The 19,618-nt window shown below is 70.5% G+C and carries 23 protein-coding genes; 9 read left to right on the top strand and 14 right to left on the bottom strand.

The annotated features are described in order from the left end of the window. The first annotated feature begins 1,064 nt into the window (after positions 1–1,064). On the top strand, positions 1,065–1,823 hold the full coding sequence (locus ACFYT9_RS36820) for a hypothetical protein (RefSeq protein WP_389170999.1): 759 nt from the start codon (positions 1,065–1,067) through the stop codon (positions 1,821–1,823). After that, the gene (locus tag ACFYT9_RS36815) at positions 1,820–2,287 is read left to right on the top strand and encodes a helix-turn-helix domain-containing protein (RefSeq protein ID WP_389170996.1); all 468 of its coding nucleotides are present in this window, start codon (positions 1,820–1,822) and stop codon (positions 2,285–2,287) included. The genes ACFYT9_RS36820 and ACFYT9_RS36815 overlap by 4 nt, the downstream gene beginning before the upstream one ends. A 1,211-nt stretch (positions 2,288–3,498) precedes the next feature. Here the strand turns inward: ACFYT9_RS36815 and ACFYT9_RS36810 are convergent. The 6 genes from ACFYT9_RS36810 to ACFYT9_RS36785 form a co-directional block, all read right to left on the bottom strand. After that, entirely contained in the window at positions 3,499–3,771 is a 273-nt protein-coding gene (locus ACFYT9_RS36810; RefSeq protein ID WP_389170993.1) for a hypothetical protein, read from the bottom strand. After that, positions 3,771–4,004: a hypothetical protein gene (locus tag ACFYT9_RS36805; protein ID WP_389170990.1), complete on the bottom strand. Its 234-nt coding sequence runs from the start codon at positions 4,002–4,004 to the stop codon at positions 3,771–3,773. Before ACFYT9_RS36805 ends, ACFYT9_RS36810 begins: the two co-directional genes overlap by 1 nt. A gap of 295 nt (positions 4,005–4,299) precedes the next feature. Continuing rightward, complete coding sequence (locus ACFYT9_RS36800; protein ID WP_389170987.1) at positions 4,300–5,070, bottom strand: hypothetical protein; 771 nt, start codon at positions 5,068–5,070, stop codon at positions 4,300–4,302. A 105-nt stretch (positions 5,071–5,175) separates the two neighbouring features. Further along, positions 5,176–5,769, bottom strand: coding sequence for a telomere-protecting terminal protein Tpg (gene tpg / locus ACFYT9_RS36795; protein ID WP_389170984.1), 594 nt, complete (start codon positions 5,767–5,769; stop codon positions 5,176–5,178). A gap of 112 nt (positions 5,770–5,881) precedes the next feature. Further along, positions 5,882–6,442, bottom strand: coding sequence for a hypothetical protein (locus ACFYT9_RS36790; protein ID WP_389170981.1), 561 nt, complete (start codon positions 6,440–6,442; stop codon positions 5,882–5,884). Between the two features lie 160 nt (positions 6,443–6,602). Further along, positions 6,603–6,824 carry a hypothetical protein gene (locus ACFYT9_RS36785; protein ID WP_389170978.1) on the bottom strand — a complete coding sequence of 74 codons (222 nt, stop codon included), beginning with the start codon at positions 6,822–6,824 and terminating at the stop codon, positions 6,603–6,605. 249 nt (positions 6,825–7,073) lie between these two features. Between ACFYT9_RS36785 and ACFYT9_RS36780 the strand changes: the two genes are divergently transcribed. After that, positions 7,074–7,673: a hypothetical protein gene (locus tag ACFYT9_RS36780; protein WP_389170975.1), complete on the top strand. Its 600-nt coding sequence runs from the start codon at positions 7,074–7,076 to the stop codon at positions 7,671–7,673. A gap of 427 nt (positions 7,674–8,100) precedes the next feature. Further along, positions 8,101–8,358 carry a hypothetical protein gene (locus tag ACFYT9_RS36775; protein WP_389170972.1) on the top strand — a complete coding sequence of 86 codons (258 nt, stop codon included), beginning with the start codon at positions 8,101–8,103 and terminating at the stop codon, positions 8,356–8,358. A gap of 104 nt (positions 8,359–8,462) precedes the next feature. Here ACFYT9_RS36775 and tpg (ACFYT9_RS36770) read toward each other — a convergent pair whose 3' ends face one another. Together tpg (ACFYT9_RS36770) and tap are read right to left on the bottom strand one after the other, a co-directional pair. After that, a complete protein-coding gene (gene tpg / locus ACFYT9_RS36770; protein WP_389170968.1) occupies positions 8,463–9,020 on the bottom strand; it encodes a telomere-protecting terminal protein Tpg in 558 nt (185 codons plus the stop codon). Positions 9,021–9,032: 12 nt separating this feature from the next. Further along, complete coding sequence (gene tap, locus ACFYT9_RS36765) at positions 9,033–11,303, bottom strand: telomere-associated protein Tap (protein ID WP_389170965.1); 2,271 nt, start codon at positions 11,301–11,303, stop codon at positions 9,033–9,035. A gap of 361 nt (positions 11,304–11,664) precedes the next feature. Between tap and ACFYT9_RS36760 the strand changes: the two genes are divergently transcribed. Further along, a complete protein-coding gene (locus ACFYT9_RS36760) occupies positions 11,665–11,913 on the top strand; it encodes a hypothetical protein (protein ID WP_389170962.1) in 249 nt (82 codons plus the stop codon). A 101-nt stretch (positions 11,914–12,014) separates the two neighbouring features. Here the strand turns inward: ACFYT9_RS36760 and ACFYT9_RS36755 are convergent, their stop codons facing one another. From ACFYT9_RS36755 to ACFYT9_RS36730, 6 genes are all read right to left on the bottom strand, one after another. Continuing rightward, positions 12,015–12,389, bottom strand: a complete 375-nt coding sequence (locus tag ACFYT9_RS36755) for a hypothetical protein (protein ID WP_389170959.1) — start codon at positions 12,387–12,389, stop codon at positions 12,015–12,017. A gap of 164 nt (positions 12,390–12,553) precedes the next feature. Beyond that, a complete protein-coding gene (locus tag ACFYT9_RS36750; protein WP_389170957.1) occupies positions 12,554–12,688 on the bottom strand; it encodes a hypothetical protein in 135 nt (44 codons plus the stop codon). Positions 12,689–12,708: 20 nt separating this feature from the next. Then, entirely contained in the window at positions 12,709–12,981 is a 273-nt protein-coding gene (locus ACFYT9_RS36745) for a hypothetical protein (RefSeq protein WP_389170954.1), read from the bottom strand. A 155-nt stretch (positions 12,982–13,136) separates the two neighbouring features. Next, a complete protein-coding gene (locus ACFYT9_RS36740) occupies positions 13,137–13,889 on the bottom strand; it encodes a GntR family transcriptional regulator (protein WP_389170951.1) in 753 nt (250 codons plus the stop codon). A gap of 204 nt (positions 13,890–14,093) precedes the next feature. Next, positions 14,094–15,218, bottom strand: a complete 1,125-nt coding sequence (locus ACFYT9_RS36735) for a hypothetical protein (RefSeq protein WP_389170948.1) — start codon at positions 15,216–15,218, stop codon at positions 14,094–14,096. A gap of 9 nt (positions 15,219–15,227) precedes the next feature. Further along, positions 15,228–15,899 carry a histidine phosphatase family protein gene (locus ACFYT9_RS36730; protein WP_389170945.1) on the bottom strand — a complete coding sequence of 224 codons (672 nt, stop codon included), beginning with the start codon at positions 15,897–15,899 and terminating at the stop codon, positions 15,228–15,230. A gap of 48 nt (positions 15,900–15,947) precedes the next feature. Here ACFYT9_RS36730 and ACFYT9_RS36725 point away from each other — a divergent pair, with 48 nt between their 5' ends. Genes ACFYT9_RS36725 through ACFYT9_RS36710 form a run of 4 tightly spaced genes read left to right on the top strand, consistent with a single transcriptional unit; the run spans position 15,948 to position 19,522 of the window. Beyond that, positions 15,948–16,892, top strand: a complete 945-nt coding sequence (locus ACFYT9_RS36725) for a phosphotransferase (RefSeq protein WP_389170942.1) — start codon at positions 15,948–15,950, stop codon at positions 16,890–16,892. After that, on the top strand, positions 16,885–17,901 hold the full coding sequence (locus tag ACFYT9_RS36720; protein WP_389170939.1) for a hypothetical protein: 1,017 nt from the start codon (positions 16,885–16,887) through the stop codon (positions 17,899–17,901). The genes ACFYT9_RS36725 and ACFYT9_RS36720 overlap by 8 nt, the downstream gene beginning before the upstream one ends. A 26-nt stretch (positions 17,902–17,927) precedes the next feature. Further along, the gene (locus ACFYT9_RS36715) at positions 17,928–18,743 is read left to right on the top strand and encodes a class I SAM-dependent methyltransferase (RefSeq protein WP_389170937.1); all 816 of its coding nucleotides are present in this window, start codon (positions 17,928–17,930) and stop codon (positions 18,741–18,743) included. After that, positions 18,740–19,522 carry a class I SAM-dependent methyltransferase gene (locus ACFYT9_RS36710; RefSeq protein ID WP_389170934.1) on the top strand — a complete coding sequence of 261 codons (783 nt, stop codon included), beginning with the start codon at positions 18,740–18,742 and terminating at the stop codon, positions 19,520–19,522. The genes ACFYT9_RS36715 and ACFYT9_RS36710 overlap by 4 nt, the downstream gene beginning before the upstream one ends. Positions 19,523–19,618: the final 96 nt, after the last annotated feature.

Here is a 19,618-nt window from a genome sequence, read left to right as displayed (position 1 = left end):
CCCGCGGAGCGGGTGACCCTGCGCTGCGCGCAGCGCGAGTGGGGGCACCCGCTCCGCGGTTGCCTGCCCGTGCGAAGCACGGGCGCCCCCCTCCGCTGCGCTCCTGGGGGCAGTGGGGCCGGCCGCTGCGCGCCCGGTGGGCGCGCGATGCGCGGCCGGGCCGCTCGGGTGGGGTGGGTGCGGGCTAGTGGGGCCTCGAATTGGGGAGTTGAGGGAGCGTGCAGCGCTCCCGGCGGGTCCGCTGCGCTCCCCCGCCTGACGGTCCTTCCGGCTGCGCCTCCAGAACCGCTGGGCCCGCGTTGCGGGCCTGGCTGGCTATGGGGAGGGGTGGGGGTCGCTCGTTCGTGTGGGCTTCAGTGTAGCGGCTACATCAGGCTGATGCAGCATGTACCGTTGGCGGAAACACAGGACACCCCCAGACCGATCCGGGCAGGCGCGGTTTTTGAGGCTGCATCAGCGCTGATGCTCGGCTCATCACTTAGGCGAGGAATTACGAATTGGGAAGGCCCGGACCTCAGCCGCAGAACGGTAACCCGGAAATGGGAAAGTCGAAATTGCGGCGGCCGGAGGTACCTGGAGCCGAACGGCCCGCCGGGGCCGGAGGGCGGAGCCCGCCACGAAGGCTAGCCATGCCTCCTGGTGCTTGTTCGTCACGGTCGGCACCACCCGAGACTCAGAGCCGTCGGTGCCGCCCGCGGCCCGCGCGGGCCCAGGGGCCCGCACGCGAAGCCGCCTCAACCACGAACGGTCCGCCCGGTGCCTGCGGGTCGACCTCGGCGACCTAATACTTACGCAGATCAAGAACCCGCTGGTCAGCGGCCTGCACATCCGGCGATCTGTCACCCCAGGAGGTACACAACGCCTGCGATGTGTACCTCCTGAGTAGTCACATCGACGGCAAAACGTCAGCCAAGCCGACAGTTTCAGGCGCGAAACGTCAGCGAGGCCGACATCTGTGACAGCGTTCCGTCGAGCGGTCCGCGCTCGCGTGCAGGGGGGAGATCTGTCCCCCCTGGGGGGACACAACACGCCGGAATGTCAGCCACGCCGACATATATGTCGGCGTGGCTGACATACTGCTGGCATCCAAGATCAGCGAAGTGGAGAGCAGCCTCGTGACACCCGAGCCACAGCGCCGCCGTCCCGCACCGAAGCGCGCGCCGCACCGTACGGAGCTGCCCCTCGGTGAGGAGATCCAGGCGTGGTCCAAGCCGGTCCAGCCGGTTGAGGACCTTGACTCGGTCGCTCGCCGATACCCGCGCCGGAAGCTCTCGCTCAGCAGCGAGCGCAAGCCGATGGAGTTCTACGACACCCCGGAGCGCCCCAAGGCGTTCTCCATGGACTCGATGGAGTTCTTCTTCCTGATCGCGCAGTACTTCCGCGAGGCCCTGCCGCTGCGGCTGATCCTGCTGCTGATCGCCTGCCAGAAGGCCGGCGGGCAGATCCGGCTGACGCAGGAGGAGATGGCCACGGTCCTGGACGTGCCCCGTGCGAAGACCAACGAGGCGCTGCAGGAGGTCATGAGCCATGGCATCGTCTTCAAGGTGCGCCGTGGTGTCTACCAGTTCAACCCGCCCTACTCGTACCGTGTAGCGGAGTTCATCCCGGGCACGGAGTTGGTTGAAGCCGAGTACGTGCAGGTTGACCAGGACAAGACGATCGCGAAGATCCGCAGGGACGAGAGCCTGCCGGATTTGGTGCGGTTCCCGTCGCTGGAGCACATGCGCGAGGCGATCGAGGAACTGCGCAAGAAGCGGGCGGAGGAACGCGCTGCACGCCGACTGGCCCGTGCGCAGCGCCAGGAGGAGGGATCAGCCCAGTGAGTACCTTGAAGTGGTCGGCGACCAACGCCGACGGTCTTCTCGCCGACCTGGACCTGCCGCCAGCCGCCTACCGGGCGCTGCTGAAGCTGCGGGCGCGCAGCGAGGCCGGCGGCCGCATCGCAATGGACCAGGGCACCCTCGGTGAGCTGCTCGGCCTCAGCCGCCCCAGCGTGAACGCCGCGCTGCGAGAGCTGGAGCTGGCCAAGCTGGTCAAGAAGGTCCGTAACGGCGTCTACCAGATCAACCCGATGCTGGCCGGCTACAACTCCCCCGAGGACGCCCTGGACGCCGTCAAGGCGATGCCCAAGGCGGACCGGCTGGACAGCAAGACCTACGTGAAGGACTACCACCGGGCCGTCGCCGCCTACCAGGACCAGCTCGCCGAGCAGCGCAAAAAGCGCGCGGCCGCGGCGAAGAAGGCCGCGGCCGCCAAGAGGCGCGGTTCGCTGCACGCCGTCAGCTGATCCGGTCGGCCCCCTTTCACGGGCATCGGCGCTGCGCCCTCCACGGGCGCAGCGCCGATCGTGTTCCCGGTGCGGCTGCCGACTCCACGGGCCCTTCCTCGGACAAAGGTTCCCCCGCGCAGGGCAAACCGATCGCCATCAGATCGGTCGGCGCAGCTGGGGTGATCCGTGCCGGACGGCTCGCAGCGAAAGGGCGGTAGCACCAGGTGAACCGGTTTGTTCTGGAGCACCAGAACAAACGGCGGCGGCCCCGCTGCATCCCTTGCTACCCGAGCAGCACCCCGTGTGCTGTCTGGGTCGTGCGAATGCTGCGCTGCGGTCCTCGCCGAACGTGCAGCAGAACTCTTGCACCCTTGACCACCTGGAGCAGCAGGACATCGGCGCCCGAGCAGCACGGGGTGCTGCCCTCGGCCGGTGACGGCCGCGGCCTGGCGGAGCGGAAAACGTCTTGCACCCCATTGGGGGGTATTACAACAGGTAGTAGCTGATTGGTAACCACCGCACCCTGCTCCAGCAGGTCGACAAGGAGGGGCCCGCGCAGACCGCCGACCTGGCTGGATTCAGCCTTTTCGAGTGGGTAGGGCGCAATGGTAGTCATTGAATATGAGCCCGATTTTCCGCACAAGGGACAACCGAACTGTTCGATTCGGAGATCATGTCTGGTCTCTGAGCGGCGAGGGCCCGTACGTCATCACCGGGTGGCTCTCGTACGGCAACGGCAACCACCTGCAGCTTGATCTAGTAGAGGGTGGAACCGGTGAGATGAAACAGCGGGTTCATGACCCTAGGGACATTACGCTCTACTACTTCACGGCGAAGCCCGGCCCAGGCCACCGCTCTCAGGCGTGACGGCAGCTGACTGACTCTCGATCGTCGGCGCCTTTGGTCCGGTGTTGAATCGAACATTTTGGGCCGCAGGTCCGGGCCGTGCTCTTCGCGAAGAACGTGACGGGCACGGTCACAGTCCCGCTGGGCTTCGCAGGATGCTGGCTGACCTGTCCGGCGGGACTACCTTTGTGCGATGCGCCTGGTCATGAAGGGCCCGCGCAGAGCAGGGGCAGGACGCCCGCCAGGGCTTCGGCTTACGTCTCCCTGTGGCCCGGCTTGTGCACATGAGAAATGGCAGACCCGATCCCTCATCAACCGATGAACATGCGGCGAGGCCGGCCGCGCCACCAGCATGCGGTCGGGCTGGTCCGCGGCGTCGCGGGTCAGACCTCGAGGTAGGCGACCACGACCACGGTCCTCAAGGCCGTGACCCAGTACAACAAGCGCACGCGCTCGACCTCGTCGGCGTACTCGCGCAGCTGGGGGCCGGCGGCGCTGCCGGGGATCGGCTCGCCGACCTCAGGGTCGACAGAGACGACGACCAGGGCTCGGTCCAGGGCGTGGATCCCCGCCTCGCTGGTCAGGTTCTCCAGCTGTTTGGCGGCGGGGTCTGTGAACGCGATCCGGGCGCGGCGCCGGGCGTGCTGCGGGAGCATCAGGCGACGGCCGGGCGCTGGGAGGCGAGGCGGGCGAGGTGGGCCTCGCGCAGCTCCTCCCAGGGGGTGCACTGCTCGGGGTCGGGCAGGCCGTTGGTGGCGATGTCCTCCAGGATGGCGGCAAAGCGGTCGGCGTCGGCGCGGGTCTTGGCCGCGTACGCGCGGACGGCGTCGGCGGCCGCAGGCTCCAGCTGCCGGGCGGCGGTGTCGGCGGGGGCCGGCTGTTCGCTCATCGAGGGCTCCAGAGGGCAGAACTGGCAGTGCTCACCACGGTATCGCCGGGCCAGGGAGCCCGGGACCACTCCGGCGGAACCGGCCCCCGTGACTACGGTCCGTACTGCTCGCGAGCGCTCGGGCGATCAACTCTCATGTGTCACGCTCGGCTCCCGAAGTGGTCCCAGAGACCCCTCCGGGCCTCGCAAAGCGGACATAAAGGGGCGCATTCGAGGAGCGTGACATCTCCCCGGGGCCGGGTGTCACGCTCACGCTGGGTCAGCGTGACACCCGGCCGAGGCCGAGGTGGTGCGGTCAGTTGGTCTCGGAGCGGGCGCGGGCGAGGAAGGCGGCGAGGTTGCCGGCGGCTTCGGGTTCGGTGGTGGCGAGCCGGGCCGCGAACGCCAGCTCGTCGACGGCGGCGTCGGGGACCAGGCGGGCGAGTTCGGCGAGCAGCGCGGCGTGGGCGAGGACCGGCGGGGTGAGGAGGCCGGCGGCGGCTTCGCGGGCGGCCGGGTCGCGGTAGTGCCCGAGGTGCGCGGCCAGGGCACGGGCGAGCCAGGCGTCGACGTCGGCCTGGACGTACCCGCCGGCTCGCCGGGTCAGCTCGTCCCGGGCGGCCTCGTCGCCGTCACGGGGCTCCGTCCGGTCCAGGGCGTGGAGCTCGCGCAGCGCCTGGAGCTCGTCGGCGCGGGCCGCGACCCGGGCGGCTTCGCGCAGCGCGGCCTCGCGGTCGGCGGCGGCCGCGACTTCGGCGGCGAGCTCCTCCTGGACGATGAGGTCGGTGTCCGGGGCGTAGACGGTGCCCGCCGACGCGGCGACGAGCAGCTGGTCCAGGCGCTCCCACTCCGCGAGCTCCGCCCGGCCGCGGACGTCGTCGGCCAGGTCCTCGTGGCGGGAGTCCTGGCGTGCGTCGAAGCGGGCGTCCTCGAGGGCCGCCGCGACGGCGCCGGCGTCCATGCCCTTCGCCCGGCGCCGTACGGCGCGGCGGCCGATGCGGGCGAGGTCGACCGGCTCGCGGGGCGCGGCGACGGGCGGGGCGAGCGGGCGGCGGGCGGTGCGCCGGGGCGGCCAGGGCGTGGTCATCGTCGGCCTCGTATTCATGCTGCGGATTCGGGGAGCGGGCTGCCGTCAGAGCGCTGTGCGACGGCCCGCCGGATATATTTCTAGCAGGTCTCGAATTCGGACGGGTCAGAACCGGAAATCTATTTTCAAGACCTGTGTGAAATCCGCGCGCAGACCATCGGCACGCGTGCCCAATTCCGTGAAATACGACTCCGTGATGGCCTCCGCGACGATCGGATGCAGGTCCTCCTCCGTCGCACCGGTCTCCTGGAGCTCCAGGATCTGCTTCACGTAGGTGGGCGAGATGTCCGTGGTGATCTGGCGCTGGCGGCCGTCGTCCGAGCTGCCCGTGCACGTGAACCCGAAGTAGGCCGTCACGTCCACCATCATCCCTCTGGAGGTGGCCGCCGCCGCGCGTGCCTGTGCCCTGACCTGGGGTTGCCACTCGGATTCGGTCTCCTCCACCAGGGCGTCCTGGAGGCGCTTCTGCGGGGTCGTCAGGGTCCCGGCGCGGTAGCGCTCCACCGTGCGGCGTGAGACGCCCAGGCGCTCGGCCAGGGCCTTCGTCGACCCCTTCGCCCGCGTGAGGAGGAATTTCACCTGAGCCTTTGCGGATTTCGGCGCGGGCCGGGTGAACACCTGCCGCTCCGCTCGCGCGAGGGCCTCCAGGACCTTGCCGCGGTGCGGGGCAGGCTGCTGCTGCTCGTCGTGATCGCTCATGGGACCAGTCGGCCACGGGCCGCCTGTGGACAGCGGCCTGAGTCCCGAGGCCACCCCGCACGGACGGCAACCGCTCGGCTGGGGGTGGCCTGCCGGTTCGTGCGCGCTGCCGTCAGCGGCGGGTGACGGTGTAGCCGGCGTCGTTGACGGCGCGGGTCCACACGTCGCGGTCGAACCACTTGGTGATGTTCGGCTGCAGCTCGGTGATGGTGCGCATCCTCGTTTCCCAGTCGTTTCCGGCCGGGCCGCGGCTGCCGTCACAGCCGGTGCAGCCGTCCTCGCCGTGGATGTGGCCGGCCATCCAGGCGTTGACGGCGACGTTGATGATGACCGCGTACAGGTCGCCGCCGGTCTGCGCCAGGGAGTCAGGCACCCCGGCCAAGACCAGGGCGAGCTCCGGGTTGTCGATCGGCGGCATCGGGGCCTGCCCGACGGCCTTCTCGCTGCTGCTCTCCTCGTACGACGCCACGCTCTGCGCGAGCCGGTCGGCCGTGAGGGAGGCGTCGAAGTACCGCCAGGCGGAGCGCACCTGGATCCCGAGCCGCTCCGCCACGGTGGTGATCTGCTTCTCGATCGTGTCCTCCACGGTCGCCGGCGCGAGGGTCACCCCCCGGCGGGCCAGCTCCGCAAGCGTCTGGGCAACGGCTTCCTTGAACGCCTTCGTGTTCCGCACCACCGCATCGTAGGGGCGCCGACGACGCCTCCGGACGGCTTCGCCGGGATCAACCGGCAGCCCTGGGGCACAGGGAGCAGCGGGAAGGCGTCGTGCCGACGGCGGAGGCTTCGGCCGAGGAGGCGTGGCGCGACCGGAACGGCCCGGGAAGGACGGATGATCAGAGATACTGCCTCAGCCACTCGGGCATGCTCGGGTCGTCAAGTGCCCATGTTGCCTGGAGCGATTCTTCCTCCTGCCAGGTGTTCTCATCACCGTCGAAGAACTTCTGCCGGTGGCACTTGTACTTGCCGACGGTGTCGCCTTCGAGCCGGTACTCGTTCCAGTAGTAGTTCTGCCTCCCGTGGCCTTTCCACTCCTGGGTCGTGTAGATCGTCGTCATGAAGCCGGAGTGTAGCCAGGGCGCTGATCCGGCTTGACGGCGTACCCCGGGCAGGCATGGGCGAGCCAGGAGGCGGTCGCGGCCACCGCCGGAGCACGGGCCGCGGTAGCGAAGAGGACGGCGTCCTCGCCAGCGCTCAGTCACATCGGACCAGCTGGGCGGCCGGGCGGGGCAACGGGCGGGTACGGGTTGTGCGTCAGGTGGGCAACGAACCTGTGTCCGGTGCCGGTGAGCAGGCAGTGTGCGTGGATGGACAAGTTGATCGAGTCGCTCGGCTCGCTCGTTTCGGGCGGTCTCGTCGCCCTTCTGACGTGGTGGCTGACCACTCGCGCCCGCAACCGCCAGGACCAGGAGCGGGAGCGGGAAGCCCTGCGCGGGCACGCCGATGCGCTGATAGTGGCAGTGTCGGACCTGCGGGCGGCGGGCACCGCCAACCAGATGCTGTGGGAGACGCTGGCCGAACGCGGCCGGACCATGCTGCTGGCGGGGCTCGCCTGCGTGGGCGGCGCGGCCAGGGCCCGGATCGCCGGCGGCACTGACGTGCAGAGCGGCCTTGTGGGTCTGGGCCGCGGGGCGGAACTTCTGGCGCAGGAGCGGATCGTGAGCAAGCAGGCCGCCGCCGCGCTGCGCGAGCCCTTCACCCGGATCGCCGCCGCGGCCGCCCCGCTGCTGCGCTGCCCCGACCCGGCGCTCGTCACCGCCACCGAGGAACTGATGAACGCCGCCGGGAACCTCGAGGACATCGCGCGCCTGGAGGAGACGCTCGCGGCGTTCGGCCGGGCCGCCCAGGCCGCCACCGCGCCGCCTCCGTCGCGGCGGGAACGTCGCCGTGCCCGGCGGGCCGGCTGACCGTAGGATGCGAAACGCCTGGCCCCCGGCAGCTCCAGTGCCGGATGTGACTGAGCACTCCATCTGGCGAGTTGAGTGAGTGCTTGGCACCCATCCGAGTGAGGGGCCACCGAGTAAGCCGTGGTAAGGCCGAGGCACCGGTACGGTGCGGTACAGGAGCCGAGACAGCCATCCCGGGATCGTTGTCCGTGCCACCCCGACGCCGCGCGGAGGGTTATCAGTATCCGCGGTACAGAACGGCCCCCCACGCTGGTGGGGGCCGTTCTACTCAGCTCGCCTGAGCAGGTGCGAACTCGCCATCTAAAGCGCTCAGTCACACCGGCTGTGACTGAGCGCTTCAGTTGGCCGGTGAGCGCATTCCGGGAGGCAGCGCAGAGGGCAGTGAGGGACCTTGAGTAGGTGGCTCAGTGTCGACAGGAGGTATGCCATGGCATCACTTCAGACCGTTGTCCGGATGACCGTGGGTGGCGAAACCCTCGATGAAGCTCGCCGTGTTCTACGGAGCCTGGACGCACGTTCCCACGGCCCCATAGAGATCACGGAGGTCTACCGCTCCGACGCTGTCACCAAGGTCTATAGAACACTGGACGGGGACGTCCGCGAAGCGATAGCGGAGCAGCTCGCTTCGCTGACGGCGCTGCCATACGAGATTGAGGTAATGGAGACCAGGACAGGCTCCGGCTGACCTGGCTGTACGACTGAGCGCTCCACTGGCCAGATGTGCCACTCACTGGTCATCTGAAGCGCTCAGTCACACCGGCGGCCAGGCGCGTAGTGCGCGGAGCCGGTCTACAGGTCGAACTCGAGGTGCTGCACGTCGGTGAAGCGGACTTCCTCCAGGGACCCGGCGCGGCGGCCGTTGTCCTGGAAGTAGACCTCCTTCAGGGCCTCGGCGGCGATCTCCTGGAGTTCGTCGTCGCTGGCGCCGGCGTCCTGGGCGTCGAAGAGGCGGGCCGCGTACTGCGGGGGCAGGGCGACGGTCAGGTGCCGGATGCGGTCTTGGTCCGTCGACCCGATCGGCGCCTTGTAGCCCATGCGGGCGCGGGTGTCGATGACGATGCCGCCCGTGGACGCGGCCTTCGCCCTGGCCTTTGCCCGAATCTGCGGCTGCCACCGGGCCTTGACCTCGCGCTCCAGGCGGGCGGCGAGGTCGGCGCGGGGCTTCTTGATCTGGTCCTTCACGTATCGCTCGACGGTGCGCTGGGAGATCCGCAGCATCTGGGCGACCGCTTTGGTGCCCTTGAGCTGCTTGACCAGGTACCGCATCTGGGCGCCGGCCGACTTGGGTGCTGGGCGGGTGAACGCCTTCTGCACCGCCTTTTCCAGGCCGTCCCCGAACAGGCTCATCGTGGCCTACTCCTACTCTCCGGTGTCTTCGTCGGTGACGGTGCCGTCCTTGATGTACCGGGCCAGGTTGAGCGCTGGAGCGTTGAACTGCTCGCGGACTCCCTCGCCCCACAGGACTTCCTGCGTGCCCTCGTGCTTGACCAGGCCGGGGTTGACGCCGAGCTTGAAGCCCCCGGGGAGCGGCTTGCCTTCCCGGTAGGGCAGGAAGTCCAGCGGGCTCGGTCCGTTCGCGGCGTAGACGACGCAGTCGGACAGGATGGCGATCGGGTACTGGCCGGTGAACGAGGCGTGCTTGACGATCTTGCGGTGGAGGTTGATCCGGGTGCGGGAGATGACCGCCGCCCGGATGTCGGGCCGCCACGTCGGGCGGGACAGTGCGCGCCACGGCTCGCCGGGCCGCCAGCCCTCGGCCCGGGGCCGCTCGCGCAGCTTGCCGATGCCGCCCTTGACCGTCGCCTTGATCGCGGTGGCGACGAGTCCCAGTTCGGGGTCGCGGTCCTTGTAGCCGTTCATCGCCGCGAGGAAGTCGGCCGGATCGGTGTCGGCGTGGACGCCGAGGTCGGCCATCGTGGCGAGGTAGGCGTCACGGAGCCGGGTGTACCAGCCGTCCAGGTAGCGGCCGGTCTCGTACCGGACCCACGCCTCGATGGGGCGCACCTCGTAGCCGAGTTCCACCGCGTAGGCGACGGTGGGCGTGGAGTACCAGGCCGGGCCCTCGGGTCGCTCGCCCTTCGGAGTGAACGGGCTCGGCAGCAGGCTGCCGTCCAGGTTCACCCACTCCTTGCCGACCTTCACGCGGGACAGGTCGACGTGGGAGAGGTCGACCAGCCAGGAGCCGGGCAGCTTCGGGTCGAACACGGGGGCCTTGACGTGCGTCGCCTCCCCGAGGCCGACGGTCAGGCCGTTGGCGCCGGCGGCGAAGGCCATGTTGACGTCGATGCCGACGAGGTAGCGCAGGGTGTACTCCGCTTCGGTCATCGGACGGGCCCAGTCGTACGCCTCCTCGACTAGCTTCTCGTCGGCGCCGCGCACGTGGAATTTCGGGAGGTCCTTGAGGGCGGGGTGGCCGTCGGGAACCTCGCACGGCGGGAAGTTCATCGGGTCGATCGGGTCCTTGCCCAGCGAGCCGGGCGTCTTGGTCTCGGCCTGCCGAAGGACGCCGGTCTCCTCGTCGCGCACGGCGTGGGTCGGCGGGTGCAGCGCGGTCATCAGCTCCAGGCCCGTGACGGCCGTGGAGCCGCGCGGCGTCATCACCCTCGACGCGTACACGCCCAGGACGCGGGCGAGCTCCGCCGGCGGCAGCTGCCCGGCGTTGCCCCAGAACCGGGTGTCCAGCGCGTTCCACGACGGGATGCACAGCTGGACGCACTGCCGCTCCGAGCCCTTGGCCGGGCGGTAGATCCGCGCCCACGGCCCGAAGCCGCGCTTGGTGAGCTGCCATTCCGCGCGGGTCAGCTGCTTGATGACCTTGTGGCCCTCCGGGATCCGCCCGGAGACCTTCTCCTCGTCCGTGAGCGTGACGGGCAGGCCGTAGCGCTCGCACGCGGCCGCGGTGAGCACGATCAGCGGGTCGGCCGGCCTTCCCGGGCCCGAGAGCTTCGGCTGACCGAGCTTGGCCTCCTTGAGGGTCCAGTCGACCAGGGACGGCAGGGACTTGGCGGGCACGTCCAGGACCAGGCCGCCGGTGCAGTACGCCACCACCCGCCCGTCCTCGCCGGCGTCGACGACCGCGAGCGGCCCGTTCTCGAACCGCGGATCGTCCGCCGGGGTCCCGGCAGGGGCCGCCTTCTTCGCGCCCGGGCGGCGCGACGTCGACGACGGCCTGGTCGTGCGCGCCAGACGCGGCGCGGCCGCCGGACCGGCAGGGACCTGGGGGATGTGGGGCGAAGCCGTGGCCGCAGCCTCGGGGGCCGGGCCGGTGGACAGGGTCGGCGCTTCCACCGGAGCGGGGGCGGCGAACGTCGCCGGCACCACAGCAGGAGCAGGAGCAGGAGCAGGAGCAGGAGCAGGAGCAGGGTCGGACGTGGCCGTGTCGGCCGGGACGGCGGGGTAGAGCTCCGCGAGCTTGTCCAGCAGCCGGGCGTAGGCGTCGCGCTCGGGCGGGCGGGGCTCGGTCTTGCCGGACTCCCAGCCGGACACCGTGGCCCGCCGCACCTTCAGCGCGATGGCCACCTCGTCGATCGTCAGGCCGTGCGCGGCACGCAGCCGCTTGCGCTCCGCCGGCGGCGGCAGGGCGGCGCGGGACGCGAGCAGGGCGTCGACCGCGTCGAACAACTCGGACATGAAACACCTCCTGCCGAGACTCTACACCATGAAGCGTGCGTTTCGCGTACGAACACCGTACGAATCGCGTACGTTTCCCGTTCGGGCGGGTGTGGTCTCGAGCGACACGGGACGCCCGGGGCCTGCGGACCCTCTGTTCGGGCGTGGTAAGTACCGGTCTCTGCCTCCTATCAGCTCCGCTCTCAGCACCCTCTTCCACCTGGGAAGACAGGGGTCCGACCTATCAGGTCGGACCCCTCACTCGCCACGGTCCGGCAGGCCGCCGACGGCTGCCGGAGATGCCGGTGTGCCAGGCTGGACCCCCAGCGGGGCCGCGCACGGAAAGCCGCCCTTGACCAGTGCGACAGGAAGGACCGGCACTGTGAACAGCTCGGCCCTCGAGGACCAGGCCGCCTCGTACGTGGTGGAGCTCCGCTTCCGTGCGGGCGGCCCGGCCATCTGCGGCGTCTGGTCCCGGCCCGATGTCGCCGACCGCAAGTTCACCGAGTGGCTCGGGGCCTACAGCCGGCCCGGCACCGTCCTCACCCTCACCTCCCTCACCGGCGGCACCGCCCGGCCGGTGAAGAGCTGGACCTACGAAGCCGGCCTGACGACGCCCGGAACCGTCTGACCCGAAAGCGGCCCCGGCGCGCTCACCACGGGCCTGTGACCTGCGGTGGTAAGCCCGATGGTGAGCCCGGTGGTGAGTGGGCGGGGCGTGCTTCTACCGGCTCACCGCGAGGGCCGGTCGAAGATGCCCTGTGCGCCGGGGCCGAGGCCGCGCCGCCGAGGCCGGCGTCCCGTACGCGGGCCGGGCACGCCCGGCGGCGTCGCGGCACGGTCCGGCTCCTGCCCGGTATCGGCGGGCAGGCCCAGGCGGAGACGGGCATTGGCCGTCGCCGCCGTCACCGCAGCCAGTGCCTCGCCCACGTCCGGGCCGATCTGGGCGAGCGCGGCGGCCAGGGTGTCGATGGCGACCAGGACGTCGTCGGCGGCAGCCGGGCTCCAGGCGGACTCGGCCGCGGCGTCGGCAAGTTCGCACGCCGCCTCCGCCACCTGATCGGCCCGCTCCTCGATGCCGGGCCCCGCCCGATCCACCAGCCCCATGCCGTCCCCAACGCCGCGCGCGGCCGCAGGGACACTGCCAGACCGCCTGGCAGTCCTCCCGCCGGGCTTCCGCCCGCCCGCGAAAAGGCCGGCCTCGGCATGCACCAGCAGCTGGCCGGCCACGTTGGCGAGGCGCCGGCGACCCGCCGAAAGCGCGGGTCCAGTCAGCTGTGCTCGCCGCCGTGGCAGCCGTACAGGCCGCAGGTGAGCGGCTCGCCGTCGACGATGTCGATCCCGGTCTCCACGGTGCAGCGGGGCAGGAGCACGATCCGGTACAGGCTGCCGGTTTTCCACAGCATCCATCAATCACGGCGGGGCGTCAGGCTGGACTGCACGAGCGGGGCGGGTCCCCGCTGTGGAGGGGCGTCAGCCAGCACTCCATCACAGGGTCGACCTCGTACGCGGCGTCCTTCACGGCGCTCCACCGCTCGATGTCCTCGGCGGTGAGGGCGATGGTTAATCCGCAGCGCTCCACGATGCTCTTCTCGGTCAGCCGATGGCCGCGCGCCGGCGGCTCCGTTCGAGGGCGGACGGCTCCCCCCAGGTCGCCGACCTTCTCGTAGAACTCGCCGCGTACCCCGAGGGTCAACATGCGGCCGATCTTGGCATGTCGCCGCGGCAGTGCTGGCCGAGTACGGAAACAGCGGTCTCCGCCTGCGGTTGAAAACGAGTGCACTTCGTGTGCCGTCCGGGCCCGGCGTCCTACTGGGCAGGCCGGTGGAACGCCGGGCCCGGACGGCTTGTTCATCAGCCGATGATGTCCAGGGTGACGCGGTGGTGGAGCTGTGCCGAGGTGATGGTCACGAACACCGTCTCGCCCTGGGAGCTGCGGGTGATGCCGACGATCCGGAAGCCGGGCGCCCCGGCCGGAATGTCCAGGGCCGCGCAGACGGTCTCGTCCATCGGCTCGGCGGTGATGACCGACTCGGTGCGGGCGACGTCCCAGCCGAGCCAGTCCGCGACGCGGACGCTGGCCGGTGCCTTCGGTGACGTCTCCCCGGCGGGGGTGAGCATCGGCGGGGTGCCTTCGTACCCGTCGGGCACCTTGGCCGCGATCTCGTAGGGCATCACCGTCAGCTTGTGCTGCACCGGCACTCCGTCGACCGACCGGATGCGGGTGCGCTCGACGATGGTCGTGCCCTCCGTGATGCCCCACGCCGTCATCTGGGCCGGGGCGTCGAGCTGGCGTACCAGCGTCGTCTCCTCCGTCGCGGTCCCCTGGGCGGTGGGCTTCCACGCCTGGGCGACCGACAGGTCCGGGGGCGTGAAGGTCCCCAGGTGGGCGTCGGACTGCCTGGACGCCGCCACCCGGGTTCCGCTGCGGGCGTCGGTGCGGACCAGGCCGAGCGCGCCCAGTGCGGTGTAGGCGGCGGATGCCGTCTGCTGGCTCACTCCGTGTTCTGCCGCGAGGTCCCGTACGGTCGGGAGTTTGCTCCCGTGTGGGTACTCCCCTTCGATGATCTTCTGCCGTAGTTGCGCTGCGATCGTGCTGGCGTCCATGTGTGCCCTCCGGCTCGGCGGCGTCCCTGGCTCGCGCCCTGATCCTGTGTCAAGCCAGGACTTCAACTGTATTGACAGCGTGGGGTGCTGAGAACCGACCATCACTGACAGGGCAGATGCGAACTGTGTTGACAGGGTATCGGGGCGTCCCTACTTTCGAGGAACAGCATCGCTCTCAAGGGCGACGCCGCCGGGCCGCCGGGTTCACCGCCGCCGGCCGACGGCGTCCCAGCCGGGGAAGGCGGGAAGCAGATGTGTCACCGTACGCGCGTCCATCAGCCAGCCCATGTCCCCGCTGCGCACCGCACGCCGCACATCGCCGGCACCGCCTTCGGCCTCGGGGCCGGGAGGGGCCAGGGAGATCTTCCGGAAGAACTTGACCAGCGCGGGCAGCTTGCCGGGGTGGATGCCGCCCCGCTCGCGCAGCGCGTACAGCGGCAGGAACCACTCCTCGAACACCGCGCGCTGCGCGTCGCCCAGGCGGTGGACCTCGTAGAGCCGGCCGAGCAGCGGGTCGCCGTAGGGCACCTTGCCGTGGACGGCGTACCCAAGCCGGATGCCGCCGTGGCTCCTGAACGGCAGGCCGTACGCGGCAACGTGCGCGGCGGCGGTCTCGGTGGCCAGCATGAGGGCCCGCTCGGGGCCGTGCCGCTCGGCCGCGGCCAGGACCGCGATGTGGAGAGCGGCGCGGGGGTCGAGCACCATCCCCGGCAGTCCGAAGGGCGCCAGGTCGATCCCGTGCGCGCGGGTGCGGGAGAGGATGAGCTGGTCGGGGACGTTGCGGGCGATGTTCTCCAGGTGCGCCAGGCGCCGTCCGTGAACGTCGTCCGGGCCGAGGACCGGGGCGCCGGCTGGTCTGCGGGCCGTCAGCTGGGGCGCGACCTTCTTGACCAGGTCGGTGCTGCCGCACGCCTTGCAGGCGGGCGAGCCGATGCCCGACAGGTGAGCGCAGGACGAGCACACCACGGTGGTCGTCTTCTCCACGCTCAGGACGCCCGCCTCGAGCCGGGCACGGATCATGTCGTGGGCGAGGCGGGCGACTGCCGGGTCCGCGTCGGTGAGCAGCCCCGCGGCGGGCAGCGCGCCCTCGGGGTACTTCGCGCGGATGAGGTCCTGCTCGTGCTGATGCCGGTCCGCCCGGGCGGCCGGTTCCGTCTGGTGGCGCAGGTCCCCTTCGAGGGTGACCGTGTTCCACAGATGGGGCACCGCAGGCTCGCCAAGGAGGGCGTTGAGGGCAGCGGCCGCGTGTATGCCCACGGCCTTGCCGGGCTTGTCGGTGAAGGTGAAGTCGCCGTTTTGGACGGGTCCGTTGAAGAAGGCGGTTCGCACGGTCTCTCCTTACGCGGAAGGCTCGATGACCTGCTGAAGCTCGTACCGGCCCGTGGCCGACCGGTAGACGAGCACGGCGGCGTTGGGCAGCTTGCGGGCGCGGGATTCCTCGACGACCTCGGTCACCGGGCGCTGCTCCAGGACGGCGCGCAGGCCGAGGATCGCGGTGTGGTGGGTGAAGGCGACCACGTTCCGGCCGGCCTCGACGGCGCCGGAGGCGAGCAGCGACAGGAATGCGGTCACCCGCCCGTGGACTCCGACCGCCAGGGACTCGCCGCCCTCACCGGGCGGGGTCCACAGGTGCTTGCGGCTGCGGCGGTCGTCCGCCCCTTCGGGGAAGGTGTCGAACAGCTCCCGCATCGTCATGTAGGTGGCGTCACCGTAGTGCTGCTCGTTCAGCAGCCCCGTGACCTCCGCCTGGATCCCCGGCAGAGCGAGCTCGGCGGTGTCCCGGGCCCGCCGGTACTGCGAGACGAACACGTGCGGCCGCTCCCCCACCACTGTCGGCAGGGTCTCGTTCAGCCACGCCGTCTGGCGAAAGCCCCGGGCCGTCAACCCGATGACATCCCGCGACAGGGCGTGCGCAGCGGCGCCCGCCCACGGCCGGGGGTCCTGGTAGAAGCCCTTGTACTTGTCGGCGTTCTCGACCGACTCCGCGTGCCGCACCACAGCCAGGATCATGCCGCCGAACGGTACGCCCGGATACCTCCCGAGAAAAGAGGAAAAGCGATGGAAGATGAGTGGACGTTCGTCAAGAAGCGGACCGCGGCCGAAGGCGCCGTCTGGGTGAACCAGGACCGCTCCCGCTACCGGCGCACCGGGGACCGGCAGCTGCAGAGCGAGGCGGCGTTCCAGCAGCGGATCGCCGCCCTGGGCTACCCCGTCCCCGCCGTCCTGGAGACCGGGGCCGACGGCGCGGAGTTCTACTTCGTGGAGCCCTCGCTCGGGACGACGTCGCTGCACGACGCGGCCTGGACGGCGGTCGGCGGCGCCTACGGGCCGATGCCCGACAGCGTCGTCGACGAAGCCGCGGCCGTCGGTGTCCAGCTGCTTACCGCCCAGGCCAAACACGCCGAGCCGGCCACCCACGACGCGCTGAACGCCTGGGTGCAGCAGGCCGGGTGGACGGACACCGTCTTCGCCGAGAACCCCGACCTCGACACACCCCGCACCCGCGCCGTGCTGGAGACCGCGCTGGACCGCCTCGCCCACACGCCGATGTGCTGGGCCCACTACGACTACGGCCTGCCCAACGCCTTCCTCGCCGGGGTCATCGACTGGCAGCACCACGGTCTCGCCCCGGTCGGCTACGACACCTACCCGGCCCTGGAGATCATCGCCTTCAAGGGCGGCACCAAGGGCTACTACGCCACCACGGCGCAGCGCGAGCGGTACACGGCCACGCTCGACGAAGCCGCCCTGGACGTCCTGGGAACCAGACCGGGCCGGCACCTGGGCGAGTTCCTGCTCATCAAGGCGCTGTTCTTCCTCGCGCTCATGAAGCCGGCCGACCTCACGAACACCGACAAGGCCACCAAGTGGAACTACCGCCGCACCCTGTTCACGATGGGAGTCGAGCAGTATGAGCGCACCGGCCGTATCGACACCGCCGCCTTCCCCAGCCTCGACGACTTCGCCGCTCAGCCTGAGCACTGCCGTACCGGCGGTGCGTGACCGCGACTACCTCCTCGACCGCCACGGCATCGTCTTCAAGGTCATCGGCGACGTCCACCCGCCCACCCACTACCTCGGGTACGTGAAGTACTACCCGGACGACAAGGGCGACCGGCAGTTATTCGGGCGCACCTACCGGCAGAACACGGTCGTCTCCAAAGCGTTCGGGATCCTCGCCGACCGGCCCGAGTGCTACCTCTACTCCGACACCATCGGCTGCGTCATTACCGGCGTGCCCCGCCCAGACGTCACCCGGCACTACTCCTGCCGCCACGCCCTGACGGTCCTGCACCAGGCGCCTGAGTTCCTCGGCGACTTTGCCGTCGGCCGGGACCTGAAGGCCGTCATCGACCGCGTCGTCGACCTCGGCGCCACGGACCTGCTCGGCGTGACCGGCTCGTTCCTGGTCGGCTGCTTCAACGCGCGCTCCGACGTCGACCTCGTCTGCTACGGGCTCCGCGGCTACGAAGTCGCCCGCGAGCTCTTCTCCGATCGCGACCTCATCCGTCCGTACGAGGGTGACGCGCTGACCCGGCTGTACCTGCGCCGCGCCAAGTACATGACGGGCAGCTCCTTCGACGTCCTGATGCGGCAGGAGACCCGCAAGCTCCAGGGCCTCACGGCCGGGGCCGACGCGCACATCAACTGCGAACCCCTGCGCGAGGACGGCGACACCACGTTCACCGACGTCACCACCAAGGAGGTCGGGGCGATCAGCGTCGTCGCCACCATCACCGACGACGTCCAGGGCCTGGCCACGCCGGCGCTGTACGGCATCGGCGTGGACACCGTCATCCACTCCACCGTCGACGACCCCGAGATCTTCGCCCGCCGCATCACCCACATGCGCTCCTACCTGGGCGCGTACACCGGGGCGTTCCGCACCGGCGACACCGTCTACCTGTCGGGCCGGCTCGTCCACACCACCGACGGGCCCCGCTCCGGCTTCGGCATCGAACTCACCCCTTGGACCGCCGCCGAGTCCTACCTCGCCACCCTCGCCCGATGACCCCTCCCCCGTGCAGGAGGCACGCTGTGACAGCCGACCCGCCCGCGCTGTTCGCCTCGGCAGCGGAGCACTACGCCCGCTTCCGCCCCTGGTACCCCGACGAGTTCTTCGCGCTCCTGGCCGACAGGTTCTGCCTCGACGGCACCCAGGCGGCCATGGACCTGGGCTGCGGCCCGGGCATGTCCGCCCTGCCGCTGGCGCCCCACGTCGCCCGCCTCTACGCCATCGACCCCGAGCCCGGGATGCTCGCCGCCGGCGCCCGCCTCGCCGCCGAACGCGGCATCACGAACATCGAGTGGGTCAACGGCGACTCCACCCAGATCACCACTCTGGGCCTGCCCCTGGTCGACCTGTGCGTCATGGCGAAGTCGTTCCACTGGCTCGACCGGCCCCGCGTCCTGGCCGACCTCGACACGCTCATCACCCCCGGCGGCGGCATTGTCATCGCCTCCGCAGGTCCCCCCGGCACCACGCCCCTGCCCGCCTGGGCGCCCGTCATCGCCCAGATCCGCACCGCCTACCTCGGGCCCGTACGCCGCGCCGGCACCGGCACCTACCCCGAACCCGAGGACCGCTTCACCGACACCCTGCGCCGCTCGCCGTTCTCCCACGTGGAGCTCACGTCCCTGGACCAGCGTGTGACGCGCGACCTCGACCAGCTCGTCGGACTCCAGCTGTCCAACTCCTACTCCACCCCCGCCCAGCTCGGAGACCGGCTGGACGCGTTCACCCGCGACCTGCGCCGCGCCCTCCTCGACCACGACCCCTCGGGCCTCTACGACGAGGTGATCCGCACCGAAGTCCTCATCGCCACCCGCCCCGGAAGGAGCACCACCCCGTGACCACCTTCGCCTCCGCCGCACACCACTACGCCGCCTTCCGCCCCCGCTACCCCGAGGAGTTCTTCACGCTCCTCACCGACCGCTTCGGTCTCGACGGGACCCAGACGGTCCTCGACCTCGGCTGCGGACCGGGCACCATCACCCTCCCCCTCGCCGCACGGACCGGCCACGTCCACGCGGTCGACATCGAACCGGCCATGATCAGCGAAGGCCGCAACGCCGCCGCCGCGCAGGGCGCCGGGAACATCACCTGGGCGTGCGGCGACGCCGCCGGCCTCACCGGCATGGGCCTGCCCCCACTTGACCTGTGCACGATGGGCAAGTCCTTCCAGTGGATGAACCAGGACCGCCTCCTGGCCGACCTCGACACGCTCATCCGCCCCGGCGGCGGGATCGCCCTCGTCTCCACCGGCCCCCGGGCCAGCACGGTCAGACCGGCGTGGCTCGACATCATCGAGAGCGTCTGCACCGACGTCATCGGCCCCGGCTACCGCCAAGAGCACGGACCCGCCGCCCACCCCGCCGAAGGCCGGGACGACGCCCTCGCCCGCTCCGCGTTCTCCCGCATCGAGACCGCCCGCTGGGACCAGACCTTCACCCGCACCCTGGACGAGCTCGTCGGACTGCAGTCCTCCTTCTCCTACTCCAGCCCCGCCGTCCTCGGCACCCGGCAGGCCGCCTTCGAAAAACGCCTGCGCCGCGAGCTCACCAAGTTCAGCCCGAACGGCTCCTTCACCAACACCGTCCCCATCGAAGCCGTCATCGCCACCAGGCCGTAGGCACACTCGCACCAGGCAGGGCCCGCACCCGGGAAGGTGTGCGGGCCCTGACTGATTTCATCGGGGTGAAGTAGAGCCACGACTCCGGGCCGTTCG

The organism is Streptomyces sp. NPDC004435 (genome assembly GCF_042873895.1).
Lineage (GTDB): Bacteria > Actinomycetota > Actinomycetes > Streptomycetales > Streptomycetaceae > Streptomyces.
Note: the sequence above shows the minus strand (reverse complement) of the source record. Positions and strands in the feature narration are given on the sequence as shown.

Coding starts and splice junctions, on each gene's coding strand:
- ACFYT9_RS36810 (WP_389170993.1), bottom strand. CDS start 3,771: ATGCTCCCGCAGCACGCCCGGCGCCGCGCCCGGATCGCGTTCACAGAC.
- ACFYT9_RS36805 (WP_389170990.1), bottom strand. CDS start 4,004: ATGAGCGAACAGCCGGCCCCCGCCGACACCGCCGCCCGGCAGCTGGAG.
- ACFYT9_RS36800 (WP_389170987.1), bottom strand. CDS start 5,070: ATGACCACGCCCTGGCCGCCCCGGCGCACCGCCCGCCGCCCGCTCGCC.
- tpg (WP_389170984.1), bottom strand. CDS start 5,769: ATGAGCGATCACGACGAGCAGCAGCAGCCTGCCCCGCACCGCGGCAAG.
- ACFYT9_RS36785 (WP_389170978.1), bottom strand. CDS start 6,824: ATGACGACGATCTACACGACCCAGGAGTGGAAAGGCCACGGGAGGCAG.
- ACFYT9_RS36780 (WP_389170975.1), top strand. CDS start 7,074: ATGGACAAGTTGATCGAGTCGCTCGGCTCGCTCGTTTCGGGCGGTCTC.
- ACFYT9_RS36775 (WP_389170972.1), top strand. CDS start 8,101: ATGGCATCACTTCAGACCGTTGTCCGGATGACCGTGGGTGGCGAAACC.
- tpg (WP_389170968.1), bottom strand. CDS start 9,020: ATGAGCCTGTTCGGGGACGGCCTGGAAAAGGCGGTGCAGAAGGCGTTC.
- tap (WP_389170965.1), bottom strand. CDS start 11,303: ATGTCCGAGTTGTTCGACGCGGTCGACGCCCTGCTCGCGTCCCGCGCC.
- ACFYT9_RS36755 (WP_389170959.1), bottom strand. CDS start 12,389: ATGGGGCTGGTGGATCGGGCGGGGCCCGGCATCGAGGAGCGGGCCGAT.
- ACFYT9_RS36750 (WP_389170957.1), bottom strand. CDS start 12,688: ATGCTGTGGAAAACCGGCAGCCTGTACCGGATCGTGCTCCTGCCCCGC.
- ACFYT9_RS36745 (WP_389170954.1), bottom strand. CDS start 12,981: ATGTTGACCCTCGGGGTACGCGGCGAGTTCTACGAGAAGGTCGGCGAC.
- ACFYT9_RS36740 (WP_389170951.1), bottom strand. CDS start 13,889: ATGGACGCCAGCACGATCGCAGCGCAACTACGGCAGAAGATCATCGAA.
- ACFYT9_RS36730 (WP_389170945.1), bottom strand. CDS start 15,899: ATGATCCTGGCTGTGGTGCGGCACGCGGAGTCGGTCGAGAACGCCGAC.
- ACFYT9_RS36725 (WP_389170942.1), top strand. CDS start 15,948: ATGGAAGATGAGTGGACGTTCGTCAAGAAGCGGACCGCGGCCGAAGGC.